Raw genomic sequence first — 21,682 nt, forward strand, 5'->3', positions numbered from 1 at the left:
GGATCCGTCATGGAACAAAACGAAAAACGGTATGCTACCATACAGCTTTCCGGGATTCGGAAGCTTTATCATATCGGCGGCGAGACGCTGGCGGCGCTCAATGGCGTTACGACCAATATCTACCGGGGGGAGTTTGCCGCGCTGATGGGGCCGTCCGGCTCGGGCAAATCGACGCTGATGAATATCCTCGGCTGTCTGGATCGCCCGTCGGAAGGCTCGTATAAGCTGGACGGCGAGGAGGTATCCGGACTCAGTGATGATGAACTGGCCGCCACGCGCAATAAAAAGATAGGGTTTGTCTTTCAGAATTTCAATCTGCTTTCGCGTATTTCCGCACTGGAAAACGTCGCTTTGCCGCTGGTTTATGCCGGCGTGGGGCGCAGAGAGAGGCTGGAGCGGGCCCGTCATTATCTTGAGGCCGTCGGACTGGGCGACCGGGCCGATCATCAGCCCAATGAGCTGTCGGGCGGACAGCGGCAGCGTGTGGCCATAGCCAGAGCTTTGGTCAATGATCCGCATATCATCATGGCGGATGAGCCTACGGGAAATTTGGATACGAAATCGACGAAGGAAATCATGGAGATTTTTGAAAGCATGCACGAAAAAGGGCGCACGATTATTCTGGTCACACATGAACCGGAAATCGCGGCTTGTGCCAGCCGGCAGCTGCTGGTAAGAGACGGAAAGATCACCCGCGACGAGGGAAAGGGCGTGGTTATGGATGTTGTTTAGTGAAAGCTTCCAGATGGCCCTTACCTCTCTTTATGCGAATAAAATGCGCAGCCTGCTCACGATGCTCGGCATCATCATCGGCGTCGGAGCCGTCATAGCACTGGTTTCGGTAGGCATGGGTGTGCGCAGCAATGTGACGAGCTCGATCGCCAGCCTCGGCTCCAATATGCTGATCGTCTCGCCGGGTTCCTCCAACCGCGGCGGCGTGCGCGGCGCCGCAGGCTCGATGCAGACACTCAAATACGATGATGCAAAAGCCATTCAGGAAAAGATCAAGAATATCGATTATGTATCGCCGGCGGTGTCTTCCTCGTATCAGGTGGTTTACGGCAATAATAACTGGAATACCACGGTACAGGGAGTGACGCCGGAATTTCTTCAGATCCGTTCCCTGTCGGTCAGCAATGGCTCGTTCATTTCGTCAAACGATATGAATAAAAGGAGCCGCGTTGCGGTGATCGGCACGACGGTGGCATCCAGCCTGTTTGACAAGGAGAATCCGGTCGGTAAGAATATTCGGATCAACAATCAGCCGTACAAGGTCATCGGGCTGCTGACCTCCAAGGGCCAGTCCTCTATGGGACAGGATCAGGATGATATGATCTATGTGCCGCTGACGACGGCGCAGGAGCGCATGCTGGGCATCACCTACGTGCAGTCCATCAACATTCAGGTCAGTGACCAGAACCGGATGGATCAGGTGCAGGCGGAAGTCGAGACGCTGCTCCGCACGCGTCATCATATCGTCGGAGACAAGGAGGATGATTTTCATGTCCGCAATCTGACCAGTCTGATGGAGACGGTCAGTCAGTCGACCTCCATGCTGACGCTGCTTCTCGGCGCGATTGCCGGCATTTCCCTGCTGGTCGGCGGTATCGGCATTATGAATATCATGATGGTATCTGTAACAGAGCGGACAAGGGAGATCGGCATTCGCAAGGCGCTCGGCGCTACGTTCATGAACATCATGACTCAGTTTCTCATCGAGTCGATGGTCATCGGCATCATCGGCGGTCTGATCGGCATTCTGGCTGGCTGTCTGGCTTCTCAGATCATCGCCAAGGCCGGTCATTTTACGACAGTGATCACGATGACGCCGATTCTTGTCTCTTTCGTATTCTCGGTCGGCATTGGTCTGTTCTTTGGCATTTATCCCGCCCGCAAGGCGGCCCGGCTGGATCCGATCGAGGCCCTGCGCTATGAGTGAGCGGCCCGGCAACAAAAAAAGAGCCGTCAGGCTCTTTTTTTGTTGCTTTCGGACTACGGTTTATTTCGGATTGTACTCGATGATGGTCAGATCCGGATGTTCGTTGAGGTTCAGGATCTCATCCGGTGCGATGTTGATGATGGGATGTGCGGCAAAGTCATTCGGATAAGCCGCAATGATGCCCTTTTCGCCGTTGCTCAGGGTGACCCGGGAGCCGAGAAACGCATCCTTGATATGAGTGAGAACCGGTACGCATACGGTTGGATCCAGCGTCGTGAACATATTGTCCGTCAGCTGGGCAATGGCGGCAAACGGTGTCTGCTTGACATAGCCTTCCCGTTCCGTGGTGATGTTGTCATAGATATCGGCAATCATGACGATGCGGGCATATTCATGAATATCCGGTCCCTTGCAGTTGAAAGGAAATCCGCTGCCGTCCATGCGCTCATGATGCTGCATGGCTGTCAGGCAGACTCCCTCGGAGAGGCCGTCCTGCCCGTTCAGGATGTGATGTCCGTCGACCGTATGCTGGATATAAGCCTCGTAGTCTTCGCCCTGCAGATGGTTGATGTTTTTGTCCAGCAGGCGCTGCGAGAATTTGATCTTGCCGATATCATGCAGAAATCCGGCCAGCATGATGTCCCGCATTTTGTCCTGAGCGCAGTGCATCCATTTGGCGATGACGCCGGACAGGATGGAAACACGCAGGGAATGGTTGTAAATGTCGGTGGCCAAATGATTCAGCTCGTACAGGTAATCGATGACTCCGCTGTTGTGAGCCATTGGAGCGATCGAGCTGCGGACGATCGACTCGGTCTGGGAAATCGGAAGATGCCCGTCGCGGCTGGTTTTCGCAAAGATCGAACGCGCTTCCTGAACGACGCTCTCGTATTCCTTCGTAAACGCATTGCTCCGGTTGAATATGGCGGAAACCGTCTGATAGTTTGGGTTGAGCTCGTATTCGTCCTTGATATAGACAACCGGAATATTCAAAAAGGAAAGACGCGTGATATGTGCTTTTGTCAATAATGTATCTTCTGATAAAACCACGACCATGTCCTGATTGACAATGGTGCGGGCGAGAATCATTCCTGGTTTTAGATCGTCCACGGAAACAGCTCGCAAAATAATCCCCTCCTTGTGGTTTGGAACTTGTTCGCTGATTATATTATTCGTGTTTTCTTCGGAAAAACCTGCCATTGAGAAAAATAATCTGTAATCGTTGCGGCTGCAGGGCGATAAGGTTTGATGAAATAATGCTTGACAGCATTTACAGGATTACAGTATAATAACTTCATGTTATTCCTTTAACAAGATAAAGAGTTGAAAAGGGGAGCGGAACAATGAACGTGAAAAAATTTCTGGCCATGGGATTGGCTGCTGTGATGGCCGCGGCAGTTCTGAGCGGCTGCGGCGGCAATGCCGTGAAAGATGGGGGTTCATCGGACAAGGGGAAAATTGTCGTCGGTCTGGACGATAATTTCCCGCCGATGGGCTTCAAGGATGAAAACAATGAAATCGTCGGATTCGATATTGATCTGGCGAAAGAGGCGGCCAAGCGCATGGGACGGGAAGTGGAGTTCAAGGCCATCGACTGGTCGAGCAAGGAGGCCGAACTCAAGAGCGGACGTGTGGATGTGCTCTGGAACGGGCTGGATATCACGGAAAAGCGCAAGGAAAATATGCTGTTCTCCGATCCTTACATGGACAATCGTCAGATCCTTTTTGTGAAGAAGGGAACGACGGGCATCACGGACGAGAAGAGCCTGGCCGGAAAAGTCGTCGGCACGCAGAGTGCCGGTACGGCAGAGGAATATATGGACAAATCGGATTTCTTCAAGAAGCAGGTTAAGGAAGTCAAGAAGTATCCGGATTATGTGGCGGCTTTTATGGACCTTGAGAACGGACGGGTCGATGCCATTGTCGGCGATGAGATCACGGGACGCTATTATATGAGCAAGCATCCGGATACGATCGAGGCGGTGGATACCGCCATCGGGGAGATCAGCATGTTCGGCATCGCCTTCCGCAAAGACGATCAGAAGCTCCGCGACGAAGTCCAGAAGGTTCTCAACGATATGCGTGAGGACGGCACTATGGCGAAGATTTCGGAGAAATGGTTCGGCAAAAACATCACGAAATAAGCCGGTGAATGACAGGGTCGCGTCTGACGCGTGCCTTGTCTCCGCTTGGCAGTGTGTACCCCGGTTTCCTCCTGCGCTGGTTCAGGAGGCGGCCGGGGTATTTTTGCGGACAAATCTGATCGAAGCGGAACGATTCATCCGTGGTACGGCGCCGGAAGAAAGGTCGATGCAGAACGGCTGCTGTTTCTTGTTCTCCCTTGATTGCCTTTATTCCGTGCCTTTTTGGAGGAAATGTGCTAAAATAAAACCGATACCATAACAGGGGAAGTGATCTCTTTATGCTGCGAGGACTGCAAAGCCTGTACCGGCGTCTGGTCGCCGGCTTCATGCGGCATTTTCTGTACTCTTTCCGCTCGACGATGCTGAGCCTTTATATCCCTGTCATTATCGCTTTTATCCTCCTGACGGGAATGATTTCGTATGTCTTGGCGGCGCGTCAGGTGGAAGAAAGCGCGCGTCATGAGGTGGAAAATCTGGTCTATCAGACCAGACTTTATATTGATAACCGGTTTCAATCGATTTTGGAGCAAATGACGGCTTTGGCGGATGATCCGGTTCTGCTCCATCTCATGGGGGTGAAACAGGAGCAGATCACGCCGTCGGATTATCTGCAGGTGCAGTCGCATGTGGATACGGTAAGGCTGTACAACAGCTCGATTATTGATACGGTTTACATTAATCTGAACCATGGAGGTTTTACGTTCTTCCGCGGCGATGGCGATTATCAGGATGTGACGAGGATATATCGGAATTACCGGCGGCAGCAGGGAGATCTGGCGGAGATTCACTGGCAGGCATTTCTGGATGATGGGAGCAGCCCGTCTGTGTCGGCCGGCGTCGATGTGTACCGGTTAATCGGAAAAGGGAATGCCGAAACGGATGGCATTGTGTTGTTCCGCCTGCGTCAGGAGTTTTTCGACCGCATTTTTTCCCGCTCTATTCTGAACGGACGCGGCTATCTGACGCTGACCGGTCCGGATGGAGAGGTCCGGTTTCAGTCGGTTCCCAAGGATATGGAGCTTACGCCGGAGATCCTCCGTTATCTGCAGGATTCGACGGAGGAATCCGGTCATGTGGAATTTACGAGTGCAGGCGGCGTGCGGCTGATTGCCGTTTACGATACATTGGAAACCAATCATTGGAAGCTGGTGGCGGTATTTCGGCAGGATGCCCTGCTGGAAAAGATCGTCTATATCAAATATACGACGGTGGTCGTGATCATTATTCTGATGGTTCTGGCCGTATTCCTGACAAACTGGCTGGCGCATTATATTATGCGCCCGATTTCGCAGCTGGTCAGCCGCATGGAGGCAATGCGGGGCAGCAGCATTACGCCGGCTCGGCCCGATCAGGCTGATAAGCGGCCCGATGCGCTGGAGGCGCTCGGACATGGCGTGGATGATCTTATGGGTCATGTGCGCGCCCTGATGTCACAAGTCAAGAAGGATCAGGAACTGCAGCGCGAGCTGGAGCTGTCTGTGGTTCAGATGCAGGTGCATCCGCATTTCCTCTATAATACGCTGTTTGCCATCAAGGGCTTGTGTGATATGGGCCTGAATGAGGATGCCAGCCGGATGATCATGGCGCTGGCGAATTTCTTCCGCATCGGCTTGTCGCATGGGCAGGAAATCATTCCGGTCAGTCAGGAGATCGATCATGCGCGGAACTACCTGTATATTCAGGAGATGCGCTATGGGGATGTATTCCGCTATTCCATCGACGTTCCGCCGGAGCTGGGGCAATACAGCATCATTAAGCTGACTTTGCAGCCGTTGGTCGAAAATGCCATTTATCATGGAGTCAAGGAAAAACGCGGACAGGGAAAGATCGCCATTCGCGGCTGGATCGAGGATGGCATGCTGCATTTTACGGTCGAGGATGACGGCATGGGCATGACGGCAGAACGTCTGGCTGAACTGCGGCGCGGGCTGGCAGAGACGCGCCGGAGGACGTCGCATGTCGGCTTCGGCGTATTCAGTGTGTTCGAGCGGCTGCGCCTGCATTATGGGGAGGCGGCCGGACTGGAGATCACAAGTGAGCCGGGCATGGGGACCTGCATTCATGTCGTGCTGCCGGCGCATAAGTTGGAGGAATCGGAACATGCATAAAATCATGATTGTTGATGATGACCGGATCATCCGGATGGGATTGATGAAAACGATACCTTGGGCGGAGCATGGCTTTGAACTGGTTGGGGAAGCCGGTGATGGGGAGCAGGCTTTGGAGCTGATCCGGAAAACGCAGCCGCAGGTGGTGATTTCCGATATTCGCATGCCCTTTATGGATGGACTGGAGCTGGCCCGCCGGACGAGAGAGCTTTATCCGGCCATCAAGTTTATCTTTTTGACCGGGTTTGAGGATTTCGGCTATGCGAAAACTGCTGTCGGGCTGCAGGCCGTCGATTATCTGCTCAAGCCGGTAGAGCGGGGCGTTCTGCTCGACAAGGTGAAGAAGGCTGCGGCAGCCTGGGACAGGGAGCATGGCAGCAGGGAACAGCTTCAGGCGGCTCGTCCATATCTCAAGGGCGGCTTTTTTCAGAAGCTGCTGGCCGGGACGAGTCCGGAAAACGAGATGATCCGGGAGGCCGCTCATCTGGGACTGGATATCGATCATAGCTATGCGCTGGCTATGCTCGCCTGTATCGATGATTATGATCTGGAAGAGGTGCATCCGCGCAGCGGCCATCGTGAACTGCGGCGCCGTGTGGCGGATTGTCTGGATCAGGTGATCGAGGAAGAAGGATTGATCGGCGGGGCGTTTATTCTTGAGCATGAGGCGCAGGCTGTTCTTTTGATGGCGGATTCACCGGACGGCCTTTCGGCGACGGCCAGAAAAGCAGCAATGGTATTCTGCCAGCAGGTCAGAACATCGCTGCAGACCACGCTGACGATCGGTCTGGGGACTGTGCAGGCCGGGACTTCCGGTATCGCGGCTTCCTTCGATGATGCGCATTCGGTGCTGGCGTTCCGCCATGTGATCGGCAAGGATACGGTCATCACGACCGATGATCTCGACCGGCTGGTCAATCAGGTAGAGCATCCGGAGGAAGCGGAAGCCGACGGGGAAAAGCCGGAAGAGAATCTGGTGGAAAAGGTCCGCCTCGGGCTGGTGGATGATGCGCTGCAGCTGCTGACGGTGATGGAGGAAAGTCTTTGCAGCCGGCGACTCAGTCTCGGCGAGATCCGCCTGCGCGCTGTGGATATGCTGCTGGGACTCTTCAAGGGGGCGGCCCGCTGGGCGCCGGCGTGGCAGGCGAAGCATGCGGCGAACAAAGCGCATTATTACAGCGAGATCAATCACATGCAGACGGTCTCTGAGATCATGGGACTGCTGCGGTCGCTGGTCGACTCCCTCGCGCAGTTCATGATCGATGAAAATTCGAGCCAGCGCGGCGATGTGATCGATGAGGTGACAGATTATATCGAAGCGCATTATGCGGAGCACGGGCTTTCCCTGCAGGATATCGGCCGCTATGTGCATATGAATCCGATTTATCTTTCGGTGCTGTTCAAGAAAAAGAAGAAAATCACCTTTACGGGATTCCTTTTGCAGATACGGATGACCAAGGCGATGGAGATGCTTCGGGCGACGGACATGAAAACCTATGAAGTAGCAGAGCGGACCGGATACAGCAGCCCCGAATATTTCGGCGCCTGCTTTAAGAAGTATACCGGGAGTTCGCCGCTTGAATTCCGGAACAGGAGCTGATAGGATGAGACGAATGATAGCCCTTCTGCTGGCCGTCTGCCTGCTGGCAGCCGGCTGCGGTCAGGATGGTCCGAGGGCTTCGGTTCCTGCCGGACGAGGGCGCACAACCATCGTGTTCTGGAATGAGAATGCGGCGGCGGACCGGACGGAGTATTATCACGAACTGATTGAGCGTTTTGAACGGGAAAATCCGGATATTCAGGTGCAGTATGTGGGCCTTCCCAAGAAAGTGGCCCGCCTCAAGATCAATACAGCCATTGCTACGAATGAGCTGCCAGATGTCTGCGGAGTGCAGTCTGCCTGGATTGCGGAATTTTACAATAAAGGCGTACTGCTGAACATGGATCCGTATTTTGAGCAATGGGATTCCAAGGATGATCTGCTGCCATCCGTTATTGCGGACAACCGCCGTCTGGCGCCGGACGGCGGGCTTTATCAGCTGCCGAATACCATGGGCCTTGAGATTCTCTGGTACCGGTCAGACTGGTTTCAGCAGCAGGGGATCGATCCTCCTTCTGACTGGGAGAGTTTTTTCGCTGATGTGCATAAACTGACGGATAAGGAGCACGGAATTTACGGCTATACGCTGCGCGGCGGGGATGGCGCCGGTCTGCAGCTGATGCGGACGATGTTCGCTTATTCGGGCTATACGCAGTTTTTCAGCGCCGACGGGCGGTGCCTGATCAACGATCCGGTTCATGTGGCGTTTGCCGAACGGTATCTGTCCCTTTATCGGCAATTTACGCCGACAAGCGATATTACGAACGGCTATCAGGAAATGGTGGCCGCCTTTGATACGGGAACGGCGGCGATGATGCAGCACAATCTCGGCTCCTACGGCAGTCACAAACGCGCGCTGCAGCCGGAGCAGTTTGCGCCGCTCCTGCTGCCGCGTTCACGCAAAGGGACGATCGTGCAGGAAGCCAATAATGTGGACGGCTACAGTATCTTTCGGACGACAAAGCATCCGGAGGCTGCCTGGCGCTTTGTCCGCTTCCTCTGCTCGGCCGAGGTGCAGAGCTGGTGGAATGAACGCATCGGTCAGATCCCTGTGAGCCGGCAGGCGCTGGATGACGACTGGGTTTCCCGCACGCCGCATATGCGGCTGGCCCGGCAGGCGCTGGAAAGCGACGCGATGCGCTTCTATGTGCCGCCGATGTATCTGCCGGAGTATCGGCAGATCGTCGATGGATCGGATCGTTATCTGGAACAGGTGCTCATGGGCAAGCTCACCGTTCAGGAGTTTTTGGATCAATGGGCGGCCCGCTTTGAAAAGGCCGAGCGGGATTACCGGCGGCAGCAGCGGGAAACGGGGCAATGATTCCTTTACAGGCTGCGCGCTTTCGTGTATAATATCTCATATTAACGCTTTGCAATACTAAAGGAGATTGCCTGATGGAAAAGCTTTTGGATACCTTTCTGCTGATGCTGGATGGTTCAGAGATCACGCTGGAGATCTTTTTTCTTACGCTGCTGGCGGCATTGCCGCTGGGCATGCTGGCTGCGCTGGGGCGTCTGTCGTCTCTGCGGCTGCTGAGCCGGCTGGTGGAATTGTATATCTGGATCATGCGGGGCACGCCGCTGATGCTGCAGCTTCTGTTCGTTTATTTCGCTCTGCCGATGGTCGGCATCCGCCTGCCGGATATCGCCGCGGCGCTGCTGGCCTTTATTTTGAATTATGCCGCTTATTTTGCGGAGATTTTTCGGGCGGGGATCCAGTCGGTGCCAAAGGGACAGTATGAGGCGGCCCGCACGCTTGGCATGAGTTACCCGCAGACTATGCGGCGCATCATTTTGCCGCAGGTATTCCGGATGGTTCTGCCGCCGGTCAGCAATGAAACCATCAATCTGGTCAAGGACACCTCGCTGGTCTATATTCTCGCGATGAACGATCTTCTTCGCGTGGCGCGCACCATTGTTCAGCGCGAATTTGACATGACTCCGTTCGTCATCGCCGCGGCGTTTTATCTGTCCATGACCTTTGTATTGACCTGGGGATTCAAGAAACTGGAGGCCTATTATGGAAAATATGAACAATGAGGAAGAGCTCATGCTGTGCATGCATGACATCCATAAGTCCTTCGGAGATCTGGAAGTCCTCCGGGGTATTGATCTTGAGGTGCGCCGCGGTGAGGTGCTGGCGATCATCGGTCCGTCCGGTTCCGGAAAAAGTACGCTGCTGCGCTGCATCAATAAATTGGAAACGATTGACAGCGGCCGGATCGAGATCAAGGGAGAGACGCTGGCGGAAACGGACGACAGCGGAAAGGCCGTCTATGTGGAGGCGAAAAAGGGGCGCAGGCTGCTGTCATCCATGGGCATGGTCTTTCAGCAGTTCAATTTGTTCCCGCATATGACGGTTCTGGGCAATTTGCTGGAAGCGCCGATGATGGTCAAGGGGCTGCGGCGCGAAGAAATCGAACCGTACGCGCGGGAACTGCTGCAGAAGGTTGGTCTTTCGGACCGGGCGGATTATTATCCGTCGCAATTGTCGGGCGGGCAGCAGCAGCGCGTCGCCATCGCGCGGGCTTTGTGCATGAAGCCGGATATCATGCTGTTTGACGAGCCTACCTCGGCGCTCGATCCGGAACTGACCGGCGAAGTACTCCGCACGATGCGGGAACTGGCCGCGGAGCATATGACGATGGTCGTGGTGACGCATGAGATGGGCTTTGCCCGCGAAGCCGCCAGCCATGTGCTGTTCATGGCGGACGGCAGTATTGTGGAGCAGGGCAGGCCGGCTGCTCTTTTCGGCCACCCGCAGGAAGAGCGCACCCGGTCCTTTTTGCAAAATATGCTTTGAAGCGGAAGATGCTTTTGATTCGCCGCCAAAGCCGTGCTGCATGGTACAGCTTTGGCGGCGTTTTGTATGGCGCAGGGATTTCATGCCTTTTGTCCCATTTACCCGGCTGCATAATGATGATAAAATAGAGGACGTTTAGTTTTGTGGCGGAAAAAAGAAGGAGACGTTTACATGTCAATCGTTGTGGCGATACTATTCATTTTCTGTCTGCTGCTGATCTTTGCTGCGGGAGCCGTGATGCTGCGCCGCCATCGTTACAGACTGGCCATGGCTGCCGGTGCTGCAGGGCTTTTGCTCGTGATTCTTGGCTGTATCCATGGCTATCGGGTCATGGAAGAACAGGTCGTATCCGAGTACAACAGTCAGCTCAATGACGACCCTCGCGATGTTCTGGAAAACCGATACCGTCAGGCTGTGGATATCCTGCGGGACGTTCCGTTTTCCAAACCGGATCGCGAAACGGTAATGAAAGCGGCAGATCTGCTCAAGCCGTTCAGTCAGGAGCAGGTTGCGGAAAAAATGGCGGATACCTGTCCGGATACGGAGGTGCTGCGCGCTTATGCGGATATTCTGAAGCTGGTCAGCGCCTATGACGGGCATCTGACCAGCTGGAATGTGGCCGAAAATGAGGAATTGCAGGAAATGGTCCAAAAGATTCCCGAGGACTATCAGGGGACGCTGGCGGATCAGATTCAGCCGGTGCGCCGCGTCCTGCTGGCTATGAAGGCGGAGGCGGAGAAGCAGGAAAAGCTTGATGCGGAGAATCAGGCGTCTCATGACCGCGCCATGAGGGAAGGACGCGACGGGCGGCTTCGCCCCGGTGATCCGGAGGAACGGATCCCGGCCGTGATGGGCAGGCCAGATCATGTCCATGCGAGTCAGGCAGGGGGCGATGACATCAAGCAGTATATGTTCAACCGGAACGGGAAGCCCGTTTATGTGTATACAAAAAATGGAGTTGTGACGGAGATTCGCTGAAGGCGGATTCCGGGCGGAGAAATGTCCGGCAGATGGCGGAGATTTCTCCGCTTTTTTTTCTGCGGGCGGGATAACCGGCCCGGGGCTTTTCTTTTGTCCGGAAACGTGGTATCTTGATACGAGAGCATCAGGAGAGAGGTAGGACTATGAGATTAGATGAATTGAAGCCTGCGCAGGGCGCGTTTATCACGAAAGTGAGCGGCAGCGGCGCCCTGCGTCATCATTTACTCGATATGGGGCTGACGCCGCGCACGGAGGTCACCCTGCAGAAAACGGCTCCGATGGGCGATCCCGTCCAGATTAAGATTCGGGGTTATGAGCTGACGCTGCGTCTGGAAGAAGCCAGAAATGTGGAAATCGATGGCGTTCATACGCAGGAGGCGGAGCTGTACCGCGAAAACCGTCTGCCGGACATCGATCATCCGGGGGTCGGCGAACTGGATCATGCGCCCAAAGCGCATAAGCATAAGGGGGCGCAGATTCCCCGGGGTCATGCGCTTTCCTTTGCGCTGATCGGCAATCAGAACTGTGGCAAAACGACGTTGTTCAATCAGCTGACCGGCTCCAATCAGCATGTTGGCAACTTTCCCGGTGTGACCGTGGACCGCAAGGATGGACAGATTCGCAAGCATCCGGAGGCCAGGGTTACGGACCTTCCGGGGATTTATTCGCTGTCCCCTTATTCCAGCGAGGAGATCGTTACGCGCGATTTTCTGCTGCAGGAGCATCCGGACGGCATCATCAATATTGTTGATGCGATGAATCTGGAACGCAATCTTTATCTGACCATGCAGCTTATGGAGCTGGAACTTCCGATGGTACTGGCGCTGAATATGATGGACGAGGTCCGCGATAACGGCGGCTCTGTGCGCATCAATGAGCTTGAAGCGATACTGGGCATTCCCGTTGTACCGATCGCTGCGGCCAAAAATGAAGGCGTGGACGAGCTGATCGATCATGCCATGCATGTTGCCCGGCATCGCACGCTGCCGTCGCGCATCGATTTTTGTCGGGACAGCGGGCAGAAGGGAGATCCGATTGCGGCGGTTCATCGGGCGATCCATGCGACCGTCCATATGATCGAGCCGGAAGCCGGAGCGGCGGATATGCCGGCCCGTTTTGCCGCGACCAAGCTGATTGAAAAGGATCATCTCATGGCAGAGAAGCTGCATATCCCGCCGGAAAAGCACGAGGCGTTCGGCCACATTGTGGATATCATGGAGCAGGATGCCGGCATGGACGCGGAAGCGGCGATGGCTAATATGCGGTTCAGCTTTATCACGATGCTTTGCCGGAAGACCCTCGTGCGTCCGCATGAAAGCCGGGAACACCGCCGCAGTGTGGCGATTGACCGCCTGCTGACCGGCAAATATACGGCGATTCCCTCTTTTTTTGCCATCATGGGCCTGATTTTCGTCATGACGTTTTCGGGCATTGGCGCGGTCCTGTCTGACTGGATGGAGGCGGGAGTCGATGCGGTCAAGGAGGGAATGGACTTTTTGCTGACCGCATCGGATGTCAATCCGGTCGTCCATTCGCTGGTCATTCATGGCGTGGCCGACGGCGTGGGAAGCGTCATCAGCTTTCTGCCTACGATCGTGACGCTTTTTTTCTTTCTGTCGATTCTGGAAGATACCGGCTATATGGCGCGGGTGGCCTTTGTCATGGACCGGCTGCTGCGCCGCATTGGCTTGTCGGGGCGAAGCATTGTGCCGATGCTGATCGGATTCGGCTGCTCGGTTCCCGCCATCATGTCGACGCGGACTTTGTCCAGCGAACGCGACCGGAAAATGACGGTCCTGCTTACGCCGTTTATGAGCTGCAGCGCAAAGCTTCCCATATATACGCTGATGATCGGCGCATTTTTCCCGCGGGAGGATCAGGCGCTGATGATGATCTTTCTGTATGGGTTCGGGATTATCATGGGCCTCGGCTTTGCGCTGTTGCTGCGCCGGACGCGTTTCCGGGGAGAGCCGGTTCCCTTCGTCATGGAGCTGCCGAACTACCGCCTCCCCTCTGCGAAGAGCGTCGTCCGGCTGATCTGGGATAAGGCCAAGGGCTTTGTGGAACGGGCCTTTACGGTGATCTTTGCCGCCTCGATTTTGATCTGGTTCCTGCAAATGTTTGACGGCCATCTGAATGTGGCCGCTGCTCCGGAGGAAAGTCTGCTGGCTTCTATCGGACGTTTGGCTGCGCCGCTTTTTGCGCCGCTCGGTTTTGCGGACTGGCGGGCGGCCACGGCGCTGCTCACCGGATTTGCGGCCAAGGAGACCGTAGTCTCTACGCTGACGGTTTTGCTCGGCGGTGATACGGAAAGTCTGAAGGCGATGTTTACGCCGATGACGGCGACCGTGTTTCTGATCTTTACGCTGCTGTATACTCCATGTGTGGCAGCCATTGCGACCGTGCGGCGGGAGATCGGCAGTCTGAATGCCTGGGCGACCGTCGTCACCCAGTGCGTCATCGCCTGGCTGGCCGCGTATGTCATGCACGGCTTATTCATCCTCGCGGGCTGGCAGTGAATGATAAAGATATGTCTTTTTGACGGCGCCTTTGCAGGATGTTATAATAGCATCGGGCAAAGAGATGAAATCCATGGATATATTGAAGCGGAGGCATGAATTATGTTGTATCCTATGCTGTTGGAAGCGCCGTTAAAGGACTATCTCTGGGGCGGTACGCGGCTCAAGACGAAGTATGGCAAGAAGACAGAGCTGAATAAGGTGGCCGAGAGCTGGGAACTGTCCTGTCATAAGGACGGAAAAAGCATTATCGCCAATGGTGAGGCTGCCGGGCAGACGCTAGAGAGCTGGCTGGACAAGCAGGGAAAGAGCGTGCTCGGCACGAGAGCGGAAGCGTTTCCGTATTTTCCCCTGTTGATCAAGCTCATCGATGCCAAGGGGAATCTTTCCGTACAGGTTCATCCGGACAATGATTATGCGATGCGGGTTGAGGGCGAGTACGGCAAGACGGAGATGTGGTATATCGTCGAATGTGAGCCGGGCGCCAGTCTGTTGTATGGATTCAATCATAAGATTTCCCGGGAGGAGTTTAAAAAGCGCATCGAAGAGAATACGCTGCTGGAAGTCTGCAATCGCGTGCCGGTACACAAGGGCGATGTGTTCTTTATTGATGCGGGAACACTTCATGCGATCGGCGAAGGAATCGTCATTTGTGAGATTCAGCAGAATTCCAATACGACATACCGTATTTATGACTATGGACGTGTCGGGAAGGACGGCAAGCCGCGCGAACTGCATGTCGGCAAGGCCATGGATGTGACGAAGCTGGAGCCGCCGACGCGCGGGAACAAGGCATTGGCGCATATTGATATCATTCCGGGGCTTCGGGCGGAGCTTCTGGCAGAATGTGAATATTTCACGGTATATCACGGCAGTCTGGACGGCGTATGCCAGCTTCAGGCCGGAGCTGAGTCGTTCCAGAGCCTGACTGTTCTGGAGGGCGATATGAAGCTGAGCTGCGGGCAGGATCAGCTGGATCTTTCCATCGGGCGTACGGTATTTTTGCCGGCCGGCATCGGAACATATCAGCTTTCCGGCACAGCTGAGTTTATCCTGAGCAAGCTTTAAAAAACGGAATACGGGCTGCTGCGGGGAACGCGGTTATAAAATGAAATCAGGGCGTTACGGGTGCTTATCGCCCGCCATAGAGGCGGGGGCTTGGCACCCGTAATGCATCGGATGAATCGGGAAGGGGAAACAATAACGTATGAAAGCAATGGTATTAAGCAGCGGGGGCGTTGATTCGACGACAGCGGTAGGGCTGGCTGTCCAGCGTTACGGGAAGGAAAATGTCCTGTCCTTGTCGATATCCTATGGGCAGAAGCATGACCGGGAAATACGGGCAGCCCGTGATGTGGCGGCTCATTATGGCATAGAGCAGATTTTTCTGGATCTCAGCAAGATTTTTCAATACAGTGATTGTTCGCTGCTTCGCCAGTCTGCGGAGGAGATACCGGAGGAGAGTTATGCGGAGCAGATTCGGAAAACAAAGGGCGAAAAGCCGGTCAGCACGTACGTGCCTTTCCGCAACGGCTTGTTTCTGTCCTCTGCGGCCAGTATTGCGCTGAGCAAGGGCTGCGGCGTCATTTACTACGGCGCGCATGCTGATGACTCCGCCGGATTTGCTTACCCGGATTGTTCGCCGGTGTTCCATGAGGCAATGAGCCGGGCGGTCTGGGAAGGATCGGGGCATCAGCTGAAGCTGGAAGCGCCCTTTGTGCAGTGCAACAAGGCCGGGGTGGTAAAACTTGGGCTGGAACTTGGGGTTCCTTACGAACTCACATGGTCTTGTTATGAGGGCGGCGATGTACCATGCGGACGCTGCGGTACCTGTATTGACCGGGCTGCGGCCTTTGCGGCAAACGGGGTAGAGGATCCGGCGCTTGCCCGGCGCGGCGGGTCGGGGAAATGAGATGGTATCATGGATAAGACAGAGCTTTTAAACCGGATGATTGCATGGGATCAGGGCGATCCCCGCCGCATACAGCATGCGCTGAAGGTGTATCAGTTTGCGTCCCTCATCGGACGCATGGAAGGTCTGCCGGGGGACGTGCAGGATGTGCTGGAGATCGCAGCGATTCTTCACGACATCGGCATTCATGCGGCCGAGAAAAAATATGGAAGCACAGCGGGAAAGTATCAGGAGCAGGAAGGCGGCCCAGTGGCGGAACAGATCCTGCATGAACTCGGCATCGGCGCCGGGATTATCGAGCGGGTGCGGTTCCTTGTGGAGCATCACCATACTTATACCGGCGTGGATGGCATGGACTATCAGATTCTGCTGGAGGCGGATTTTCTGGTCAACGCCTATGAGGATGAGCTTTCGCCCGCGGCTCTGCGATCTTTTCGGGATAATGTGTTCCGGACGGAGAGCGGCCGGAAGCTGCTGCAGCAGATTTACGGGATTGCATGACAAAAAAAGAGGCTGTATATCCACATAAGTATGGATATACAGCCTCTTGCTGTTTCAAATGGAGCGGGCAATGGGAATCGAACCCACCTCTCTAGCTTGGGAAGCTGGCATTCTACCGATGAACTATGCCCGCATCAACATGATACAGTATAGCATAGTTTTTTCTACCGGTCAATGCTTTTCTTTGAGGAATGCCGGGGCAAGGAAGATGAGGCGGACCGATTCGCAGAGGAGGTTTATCCGACCCTAAAGACCTGAACAAGTCTCACTTTATCGTTTCAGGCGGAATGCCTCTTTGCCCGGATATACCGCATTGCTCCCCAGTTCTTCTTCGATGCGCAGCAGCTGGTTGTATTTTGCGGTGCGTTCGGCCCGGGACGGCGCGCCGGTTTTGATCTGATCGGTGTTGAGAGCCACGGCCAGGTCGGCGATGGTCGTATCTTCGGTTTCTCCGGAGCGATGCGAAACGATGGCGGTATACCCTGCTTTGTGTGCCATTTCGATGGCCTCGATCGTTTCGGAAAGGGAGCCGATCTGATTGAGCTTAATGAGAATGGAATTGCCGCAGCCGAGCTGGATTCCTTTTTGGAGACGCCGGGTGTTCGTGACGAAGAGATCGTCGCCGACGAGCTGTACTTTATGGCCGAGCTTTTCGGTCATACGCTGCCAGCCTTCCCAGTCCTCTTCATCGAGGCCGTCTTCGATGGAATAGATCGGGTACTTGCTGGTCAGTGATTCCCAATGCGCGATCAGTTCATCGGAGGTGTACTCCCGGCCAGACTTTGGCTGGCGGTAAAAGCCGCGCCCTTTTTCACTTTTCCATTCCGAGGCTGCTGCATCCATGGCCAGTACAAAATCCCGCCCCGGTTCATAGCCGGCATTCCGGATGGCCTGCAGGATATGTTCGATGGCATCCTCATCGGATTGGAGATTCGGCGCGAATCCTCCTTCATCGCCGACAGCAGTGGTTTCTCCCTCTTTTTTGAGCAGGGACTGCAGGGCATGGAATACCTCGGTGGACCAGCGCAGTGCCTCATGGAAGCTCGGTGCGCCGACCGGCATAATCATGAATTCCTGTGTGTCGACGGAATTGGACGCATGTGCGCCGCCGTTCAGGATATTCATCATCGGGACGGGGAGGTGCCTGCCGGAGATGCCTCCGAGAAAACGGTAAAGCGGGAGCTCGTCGGCAGCGGCCGCAGCTCTCGCGGCTGCCAGCGAGACGGCGAGGATGGCGTTGGCCCCGATCTGGGACTTATCGTCCGTACCATCGAGACGGCGCATGATCGCATCGATGGCAAAGGGATCGGACGCATCCTGCCCAATCAGTGCCGGCGCGATTTTTTCCCGGATGTTTGCCACAGCCTGGGATACGCCCTTGCCGCCAAACCGGGAAGCATCACCGTCGCGAAGCTCCAGCGCTTCAAACTCTCCGGTCGATGCACCGCTGGGAACGGCGGCGCGGCCCTTTGCCCCTCCGGCAAGCAATACCTCCGCTTCCACGGTCGGATTGCCGCGCGAATCGATGATCTCCCGGCCGATGATCTGCATAATCTTTACATATTCTTTCATGATAAACGCCTCCTGTCAGCGAATTTGTTGATAAACATTCTCACTTACTACATGATATCATATATGAGAAATATTTTCAACAAAAGACATAAAATGATTCGCTTTCAGGTTTATTGTAGCCGGACGGAAGCGATATTTCTGTTACAATTGCAACAATTTATTTTTTGCTGGCTAAAGGCTGGCTGAAACGGGTTCTTGTCCGGATGGGGGAATAGAACAGCGGATGAAAAACGGAAAGAATCGATGGATTCATCGCTAAAAGCGATGGTTCTGCTGACCGGCCATGTTATAATAGGCAAGAGAGAAATGCTTTTAGAAGGGGATGGCATGATGATTCAGCAGATGCGCTACCGTTTTATAAAGTGAGATTCATTCAGAGCCTTAGTGCCCATTAGCAACGGATAAAACGGAAGCACATGGACAACGATTTATGTTAAGATGATATATGGTTTCGATCTACGATGAGGGAAAGATGAATTGGAAAGGAGTCTGGCAAAATGCTTTATACGTTGGAAAATGAGGTTCTTTGTGTGCAGGTGCGCAGTCTGGGGGCGGAACTCCGCTCAATCCGCGAGCGGGCGGATGAGACCGAATATCTGTGGAACGGAGATCCGGTCTGGTGGAAATACAGTTCGCCGGTGCTGTTTCCGATCGTTGGCAAGCTTTGCGGGGGAAAATATCGCGTGAATGGCCGGGAATATCAGCTGCCGGGACATGGACTCGGGCGCATATCCGAATTTCGTCTGGTCCATCGCCAGCCGGATTCCGTGGAATTTGCGCTGGACTGGTCCGAGGAGAGCCTGAAGAGCTATCCGTGGAAGTTTCAGCTGCTCATCGGATATGTGCTGGAAAAGAACCGGATTACCGTGCGCTGGGTCGTCCGGAATCTCGACGATAAGGAAATGATTTACTCGATCGGAGCGCATGGGGCATATCGCTGCCCGATTGTGGCAGGCGAATCCTTTGAGGACTGTTACCTTCAGTTCAGTGAGCAGGAAGATGCGGGCAATATGCCGCTGAATGAGAACGGGCAATTCCTGCGCGGATACGGCACGGCGCGTTTGTCCGGGGCCGAACTGCCACTTCGCTATGAGATGTTCCGGCATGATGCCTTGGCTTATGATGCGCAGAAATCGGATACGGTGCGCCTCTGCTCGAGAAAGAGTGATAAGTGCCTGACCATTACGGCCAAAGGCTTTCCCTATTGGGGATATTGGACGCCGGGGCAGGGCGGCGCACCGTTTCTCTGCATTGAGCCATGGCATGGACATGCGGATTACGCGGACTTTGACGGGGAGTTTGCCGAACGAGCGGGAAGTGAGCGCCTCCAGCCCGGCGGGCAGGCAGAATATAGTTATACCATAACGATTGGCCGGTGAAGGAGGACTTTCATGGAACGGATGGCAAAAGTATTGACGATCGCCGGCAGCGATTCCAGCGGCGGCGCCGGAATACAGGCAGATCTCAAGACGATGATGGCGCATGGCGTCTATGGAATGAGTGCGGTGACTGCGCTCACTGCGCAGAATACGGCCGGCGTCGCGGCCGTGCAGGAAGTCACGCCGGAATTTCTGGCGGCAGAGATCGACGCCGTGTTTGAAGATATCCGTCCGGATGCGGTCAAGGTCGGTATGGTGGCGTCCGAAGACCTGATCCTGGTCATCGCTGAGAAGCTCAGGGAATATGACGCAAAGCATATCGTGGTGGATCCGGTCATGACAGCGACAAGCGGCGCTGAGCTGATGGAGAAGGGAGCGGAAGCGGTCCTGCGGGAGGAGCTGTTTCCTCTGGCTGAGCTTATCACGCCGAATGTACCCGAACTGGAGATCCTGTCCCGCCGGAAGATCCGCTGTGAAAAGGATCTGGTTGAGGCGGCCCGGAAGGTATGGCAGGAAGCCGGTGTGAATGTCCTTGGCAAAGGCGGGCATTTGGGCGGGACGGCCAACGATGTGCTCGTTTCAGCAGCAGGGATCAGGTGGTATATGGGACAGCGCATTGACAATCCGAATACGCATGGAACCGGCTGTACGCTGTCGAGCGCCATTGCATCGAATCTGGCGAAGGCATATGGGTTGGAGGCGTCCGTTGAACTGGCCAAGGACTACCTTACCGGCGCGTTGCTGGACGGGCTGGATCTCGGACAGGGGAGCGGGCCGCTGAACCATGGCTTTGCTCTGGACGGTGATTTTTTTCGGCAGTGAAGACCGCGCCTGGAGGGCCTCTCCCGGCAGACAACAGACGGAACCATGCTTTCGTACATAGGTTTCTTGATTTTTTCAGGGGGAAAGACGATAATAGAATATATGTGTCTGTTTGGAGGGATTCTATGAGGCGAATAGTCTTTCGGACCGCGCTTGTTTTGTGCTGTATGTTTCTGTTTGCGGTGCAGGCTTCGGCCGCCGGGGCGGATTTTCAGCAGCGCGCCGGCAGCATGGCTGAAATCACGGGGGTCCGTGTGAGTACGGAAGCGAATAAGACACGCGTCGTCATTGATGCGGACCGCCCGGTTTCCTTCCGGAAAACCCTGCTGGATCATCCGGACCGCGTGGTGATCGACATACCGAAAGCCTGGCTGTCTCCGAAGGTAAAAAAGGATATTGCTGTGAACAGCCGTTTTGTCGGCCGCGTCCGGGCCGCGCAGTTTAATCCGGATACGGTTCGCATCGTGATGGAATCCAAGGTGGGACGCGGCAATCATCGTGCGTTTTCCCTTCAGGGAGGGCCGGTTCCTGCGCGCGTCGTGCTGGATATCGGCGATCTCAGTCCGGATTCTTCGCAGGCGTCCATTCGTCTGCCGGGGCAGACGGGGGATGCGGCCGGGCAGGCGCCGGAAAAGCCGGCGAAGAATCCGGCTGCGGCGAAGCCCACCGGGGGCGGACAGAAACCGGATAAAAAAACGGATAAAAAAGACGATAAGAAGCCGGATCAGCCTGCGGTCCAGCCGTCTCATTCCGACAGCGAAGGGGAGGACGAGCTGGCCGGCATCACCGGGCTCAGAGGGCGGAAGATTACGATTGATGCCGGTCACGGCGGCAATGATTCCGGCGCAATCGGACCGACCGGCGTTATGGAAAAGAGCGTGACGCTTCGCGTGGCGAATGAGCTCAAACGCTTGTTGGCGGCGGAGGGAGCGACCGTGTATATGACCCGTGAAACCGATACGGAGGTTTCGCCGAAAGGCGCTGATGCCAGCGATATCGAAGAGCTTCAGGCCCGCTGCGATGTGGGAAACCGGAACGGATCCGATATTTTCATTTCGATTCACATGGATTCCTTTTCCAATGGCGCGGCCAGAGGGACGACCGGGTATTACTATTCACTCGGCTCGCAGAAATCGCGTGATCTGGCAGACAAGGTGCGGTCCGGTGTGATCGATCAGCTCGGCACGCAGAGCCGCGGCACGCAGAGCTGCAACTTCTATGTCTGCAAGCATACGGATATGCCGGCGACGCTGGTTGAGCTGGCCTTTATTTCCAATCCGTCGGAAGAGAAGCTGATGGACAGCGAGGATGGGATTCACAAGGCGGCTCAGGGGATCGCCGACGGTATTGCGGACTATTTCGGATGAGGCGTGCCGGAGAAAGAAAGTGAGGCATAAGGGCA

Annotated in this window: 19 protein-coding genes and 1 tRNA gene; 17 read left to right on the top strand and 3 right to left on the bottom strand. The window is 55.2% G+C overall.

From position 1 onward, the window contains the following. The first annotated feature begins 9 nt into the window (after positions 1 to 9). Both FYJ78_RS11420 and FYJ78_RS11425 read left to right on the top strand, forming a co-directional pair. Entirely contained in the window at positions 10 to 732 is a 723-nt protein-coding gene (locus tag FYJ78_RS11420) for an ABC transporter ATP-binding protein (protein ID WP_154621509.1), read from the top strand. Next, positions 722 to 1,939: an ABC transporter permease gene (locus FYJ78_RS11425; RefSeq protein WP_154621510.1), complete on the top strand. Its 1,218-nt coding sequence runs from the start codon at positions 722 to 724 to the stop codon at positions 1,937 to 1,939. The genes FYJ78_RS11420 and FYJ78_RS11425 overlap by 11 nt, the downstream gene beginning before the upstream one ends. 60 nt (positions 1,940 to 1,999) lie before the next feature. On the opposite strand, the gene FYJ78_RS11430 is transcribed toward FYJ78_RS11425, so the two are convergent. Continuing rightward, positions 2,000 to 3,064 carry an HD-GYP domain-containing protein gene (locus tag FYJ78_RS11430; RefSeq protein WP_235900041.1) on the bottom strand — a complete coding sequence of 355 codons (1,065 nt, stop codon included), beginning with the start codon at positions 3,062 to 3,064 and terminating at the stop codon, positions 2,000 to 2,002. Between the two features lie 218 nt (positions 3,065 to 3,282). On the opposite strand from FYJ78_RS11430, the gene FYJ78_RS11435 reads away from it, so the two are divergent. The 11 genes from FYJ78_RS11435 (at position 3,283) to FYJ78_RS11485 (ending at position 16,507) form a co-directional block, all read left to right on the top strand. Then, the gene (locus tag FYJ78_RS11435; protein ID WP_154621511.1) at positions 3,283 to 4,083 is read left to right on the top strand and encodes an amino acid ABC transporter substrate-binding protein; all 801 of its coding nucleotides are present in this window, start codon (positions 3,283 to 3,285) and stop codon (positions 4,081 to 4,083) included. Positions 4,084 to 4,361: 278 nt separating this feature from the next. Continuing rightward, a complete protein-coding gene (locus FYJ78_RS11440; protein WP_154621512.1) occupies positions 4,362 to 6,191 on the top strand; it encodes a sensor histidine kinase in 1,830 nt (609 codons plus the stop codon). Beyond that, positions 6,184 to 7,791: a response regulator transcription factor gene (locus tag FYJ78_RS11445; RefSeq protein WP_195847960.1), complete on the top strand. Its 1,608-nt coding sequence runs from the start codon at positions 6,184 to 6,186 to the stop codon at positions 7,789 to 7,791. The genes FYJ78_RS11440 and FYJ78_RS11445 overlap by 8 nt, the downstream gene beginning before the upstream one ends. Positions 7,792 to 7,795: 4 nt before the next feature. Then, the gene (locus FYJ78_RS11450) at positions 7,796 to 9,112 is read left to right on the top strand and encodes an ABC transporter substrate-binding protein (RefSeq protein WP_154621514.1); all 1,317 of its coding nucleotides are present in this window, start codon (positions 7,796 to 7,798) and stop codon (positions 9,110 to 9,112) included. A 74-nt stretch (positions 9,113 to 9,186) separates the two neighbouring features. Continuing rightward, positions 9,187 to 9,831: an amino acid ABC transporter permease gene (locus FYJ78_RS11455; protein WP_154621515.1), complete on the top strand. Its 645-nt coding sequence runs from the start codon at positions 9,187 to 9,189 to the stop codon at positions 9,829 to 9,831. After that, the gene (locus FYJ78_RS11460) at positions 9,812 to 10,594 is read left to right on the top strand and encodes an amino acid ABC transporter ATP-binding protein (protein ID WP_154621517.1); all 783 of its coding nucleotides are present in this window, start codon (positions 9,812 to 9,814) and stop codon (positions 10,592 to 10,594) included. The genes FYJ78_RS11455 and FYJ78_RS11460 overlap by 20 nt, the downstream gene beginning before the upstream one ends. 171 nt (positions 10,595 to 10,765) lie before the next feature. Continuing rightward, entirely contained in the window at positions 10,766 to 11,572 is an 807-nt protein-coding gene (locus FYJ78_RS11465) for a hypothetical protein (RefSeq protein ID WP_154621518.1), read from the top strand. 146 nt (positions 11,573 to 11,718) lie between these two features. Further along, complete coding sequence (gene feoB / locus FYJ78_RS11470) at positions 11,719 to 14,094, top strand: ferrous iron transport protein B (RefSeq protein WP_154621519.1); 2,376 nt, start codon at positions 11,719 to 11,721, stop codon at positions 14,092 to 14,094. A 102-nt stretch (positions 14,095 to 14,196) separates the two neighbouring features. Then, on the top strand, positions 14,197 to 15,162 hold the full coding sequence (locus FYJ78_RS11475) for a type I phosphomannose isomerase catalytic subunit (protein ID WP_154621521.1): 966 nt from the start codon (positions 14,197 to 14,199) through the stop codon (positions 15,160 to 15,162). 139 nt (positions 15,163 to 15,301) lie between these two features. Beyond that, entirely contained in the window at positions 15,302 to 16,006 is a 705-nt protein-coding gene (queC, locus tag FYJ78_RS11480) for a 7-cyano-7-deazaguanine synthase QueC (protein ID WP_154621523.1), read from the top strand. A 9-nt stretch (positions 16,007 to 16,015) separates the two neighbouring features. Next, the gene (locus FYJ78_RS11485) at positions 16,016 to 16,507 is read left to right on the top strand and encodes an HD domain-containing protein (protein WP_154621525.1); all 492 of its coding nucleotides are present in this window, start codon (positions 16,016 to 16,018) and stop codon (positions 16,505 to 16,507) included. A gap of 59 nt (positions 16,508 to 16,566) precedes the next feature. Here FYJ78_RS11485 and FYJ78_RS11490 read toward each other — a convergent pair. Together FYJ78_RS11490 and eno are read right to left on the bottom strand one after the other, a co-directional pair. After that, positions 16,567 to 16,640: transfer RNA gene (locus tag FYJ78_RS11490), tRNA-Gly, on the bottom strand. Between the two features lie 137 nt (positions 16,641 to 16,777). Beyond that, positions 16,778 to 18,079 (bottom strand): phosphopyruvate hydratase, encoded by a 1,302-nt coding sequence (eno, locus tag FYJ78_RS11495; RefSeq protein ID WP_154621527.1) that lies wholly within the window; start codon positions 18,077 to 18,079, stop codon positions 16,778 to 16,780. Between the two features lie 243 nt (positions 18,080 to 18,322). Here eno and FYJ78_RS13105 point away from each other — a divergent pair, with 243 nt between their 5' ends. The 4 genes from FYJ78_RS13105 to FYJ78_RS11510 all read left to right on the top strand — a co-directional run bounded on the left by FYJ78_RS13105 (position 18,323) and on the right by FYJ78_RS11510 (position 21,647). Continuing rightward, complete coding sequence (locus FYJ78_RS13105) at positions 18,323 to 18,445, top strand: hypothetical protein (protein WP_268878439.1); 123 nt, start codon at positions 18,323 to 18,325, stop codon at positions 18,443 to 18,445. A 131-nt stretch (positions 18,446 to 18,576) separates the two neighbouring features. Beyond that, positions 18,577 to 19,458, top strand: a complete 882-nt coding sequence (locus FYJ78_RS11500) for an aldose 1-epimerase family protein (RefSeq protein ID WP_154621529.1) — start codon at positions 18,577 to 18,579, stop codon at positions 19,456 to 19,458. 12 nt (positions 19,459 to 19,470) lie between these two features. Beyond that, the gene (thiD, locus tag FYJ78_RS11505) at positions 19,471 to 20,280 is read left to right on the top strand and encodes a bifunctional hydroxymethylpyrimidine kinase/phosphomethylpyrimidine kinase (RefSeq protein WP_441198119.1); all 810 of its coding nucleotides are present in this window, start codon (positions 19,471 to 19,473) and stop codon (positions 20,278 to 20,280) included. Between the two features lie 125 nt (positions 20,281 to 20,405). Beyond that, a complete protein-coding gene (locus FYJ78_RS11510) occupies positions 20,406 to 21,647 on the top strand; it encodes an N-acetylmuramoyl-L-alanine amidase (protein ID WP_154621530.1) in 1,242 nt (413 codons plus the stop codon). Positions 21,648 to 21,682 lie beyond the last annotated feature (35 nt).

The organism is Wylensekiella montiformis (genome assembly GCF_009697385.1).
GTDB lineage: Bacteria > Bacillota > Negativicutes > Selenomonadales > Selenomonadaceae > Selenomonas_A > Selenomonas_A montiformis.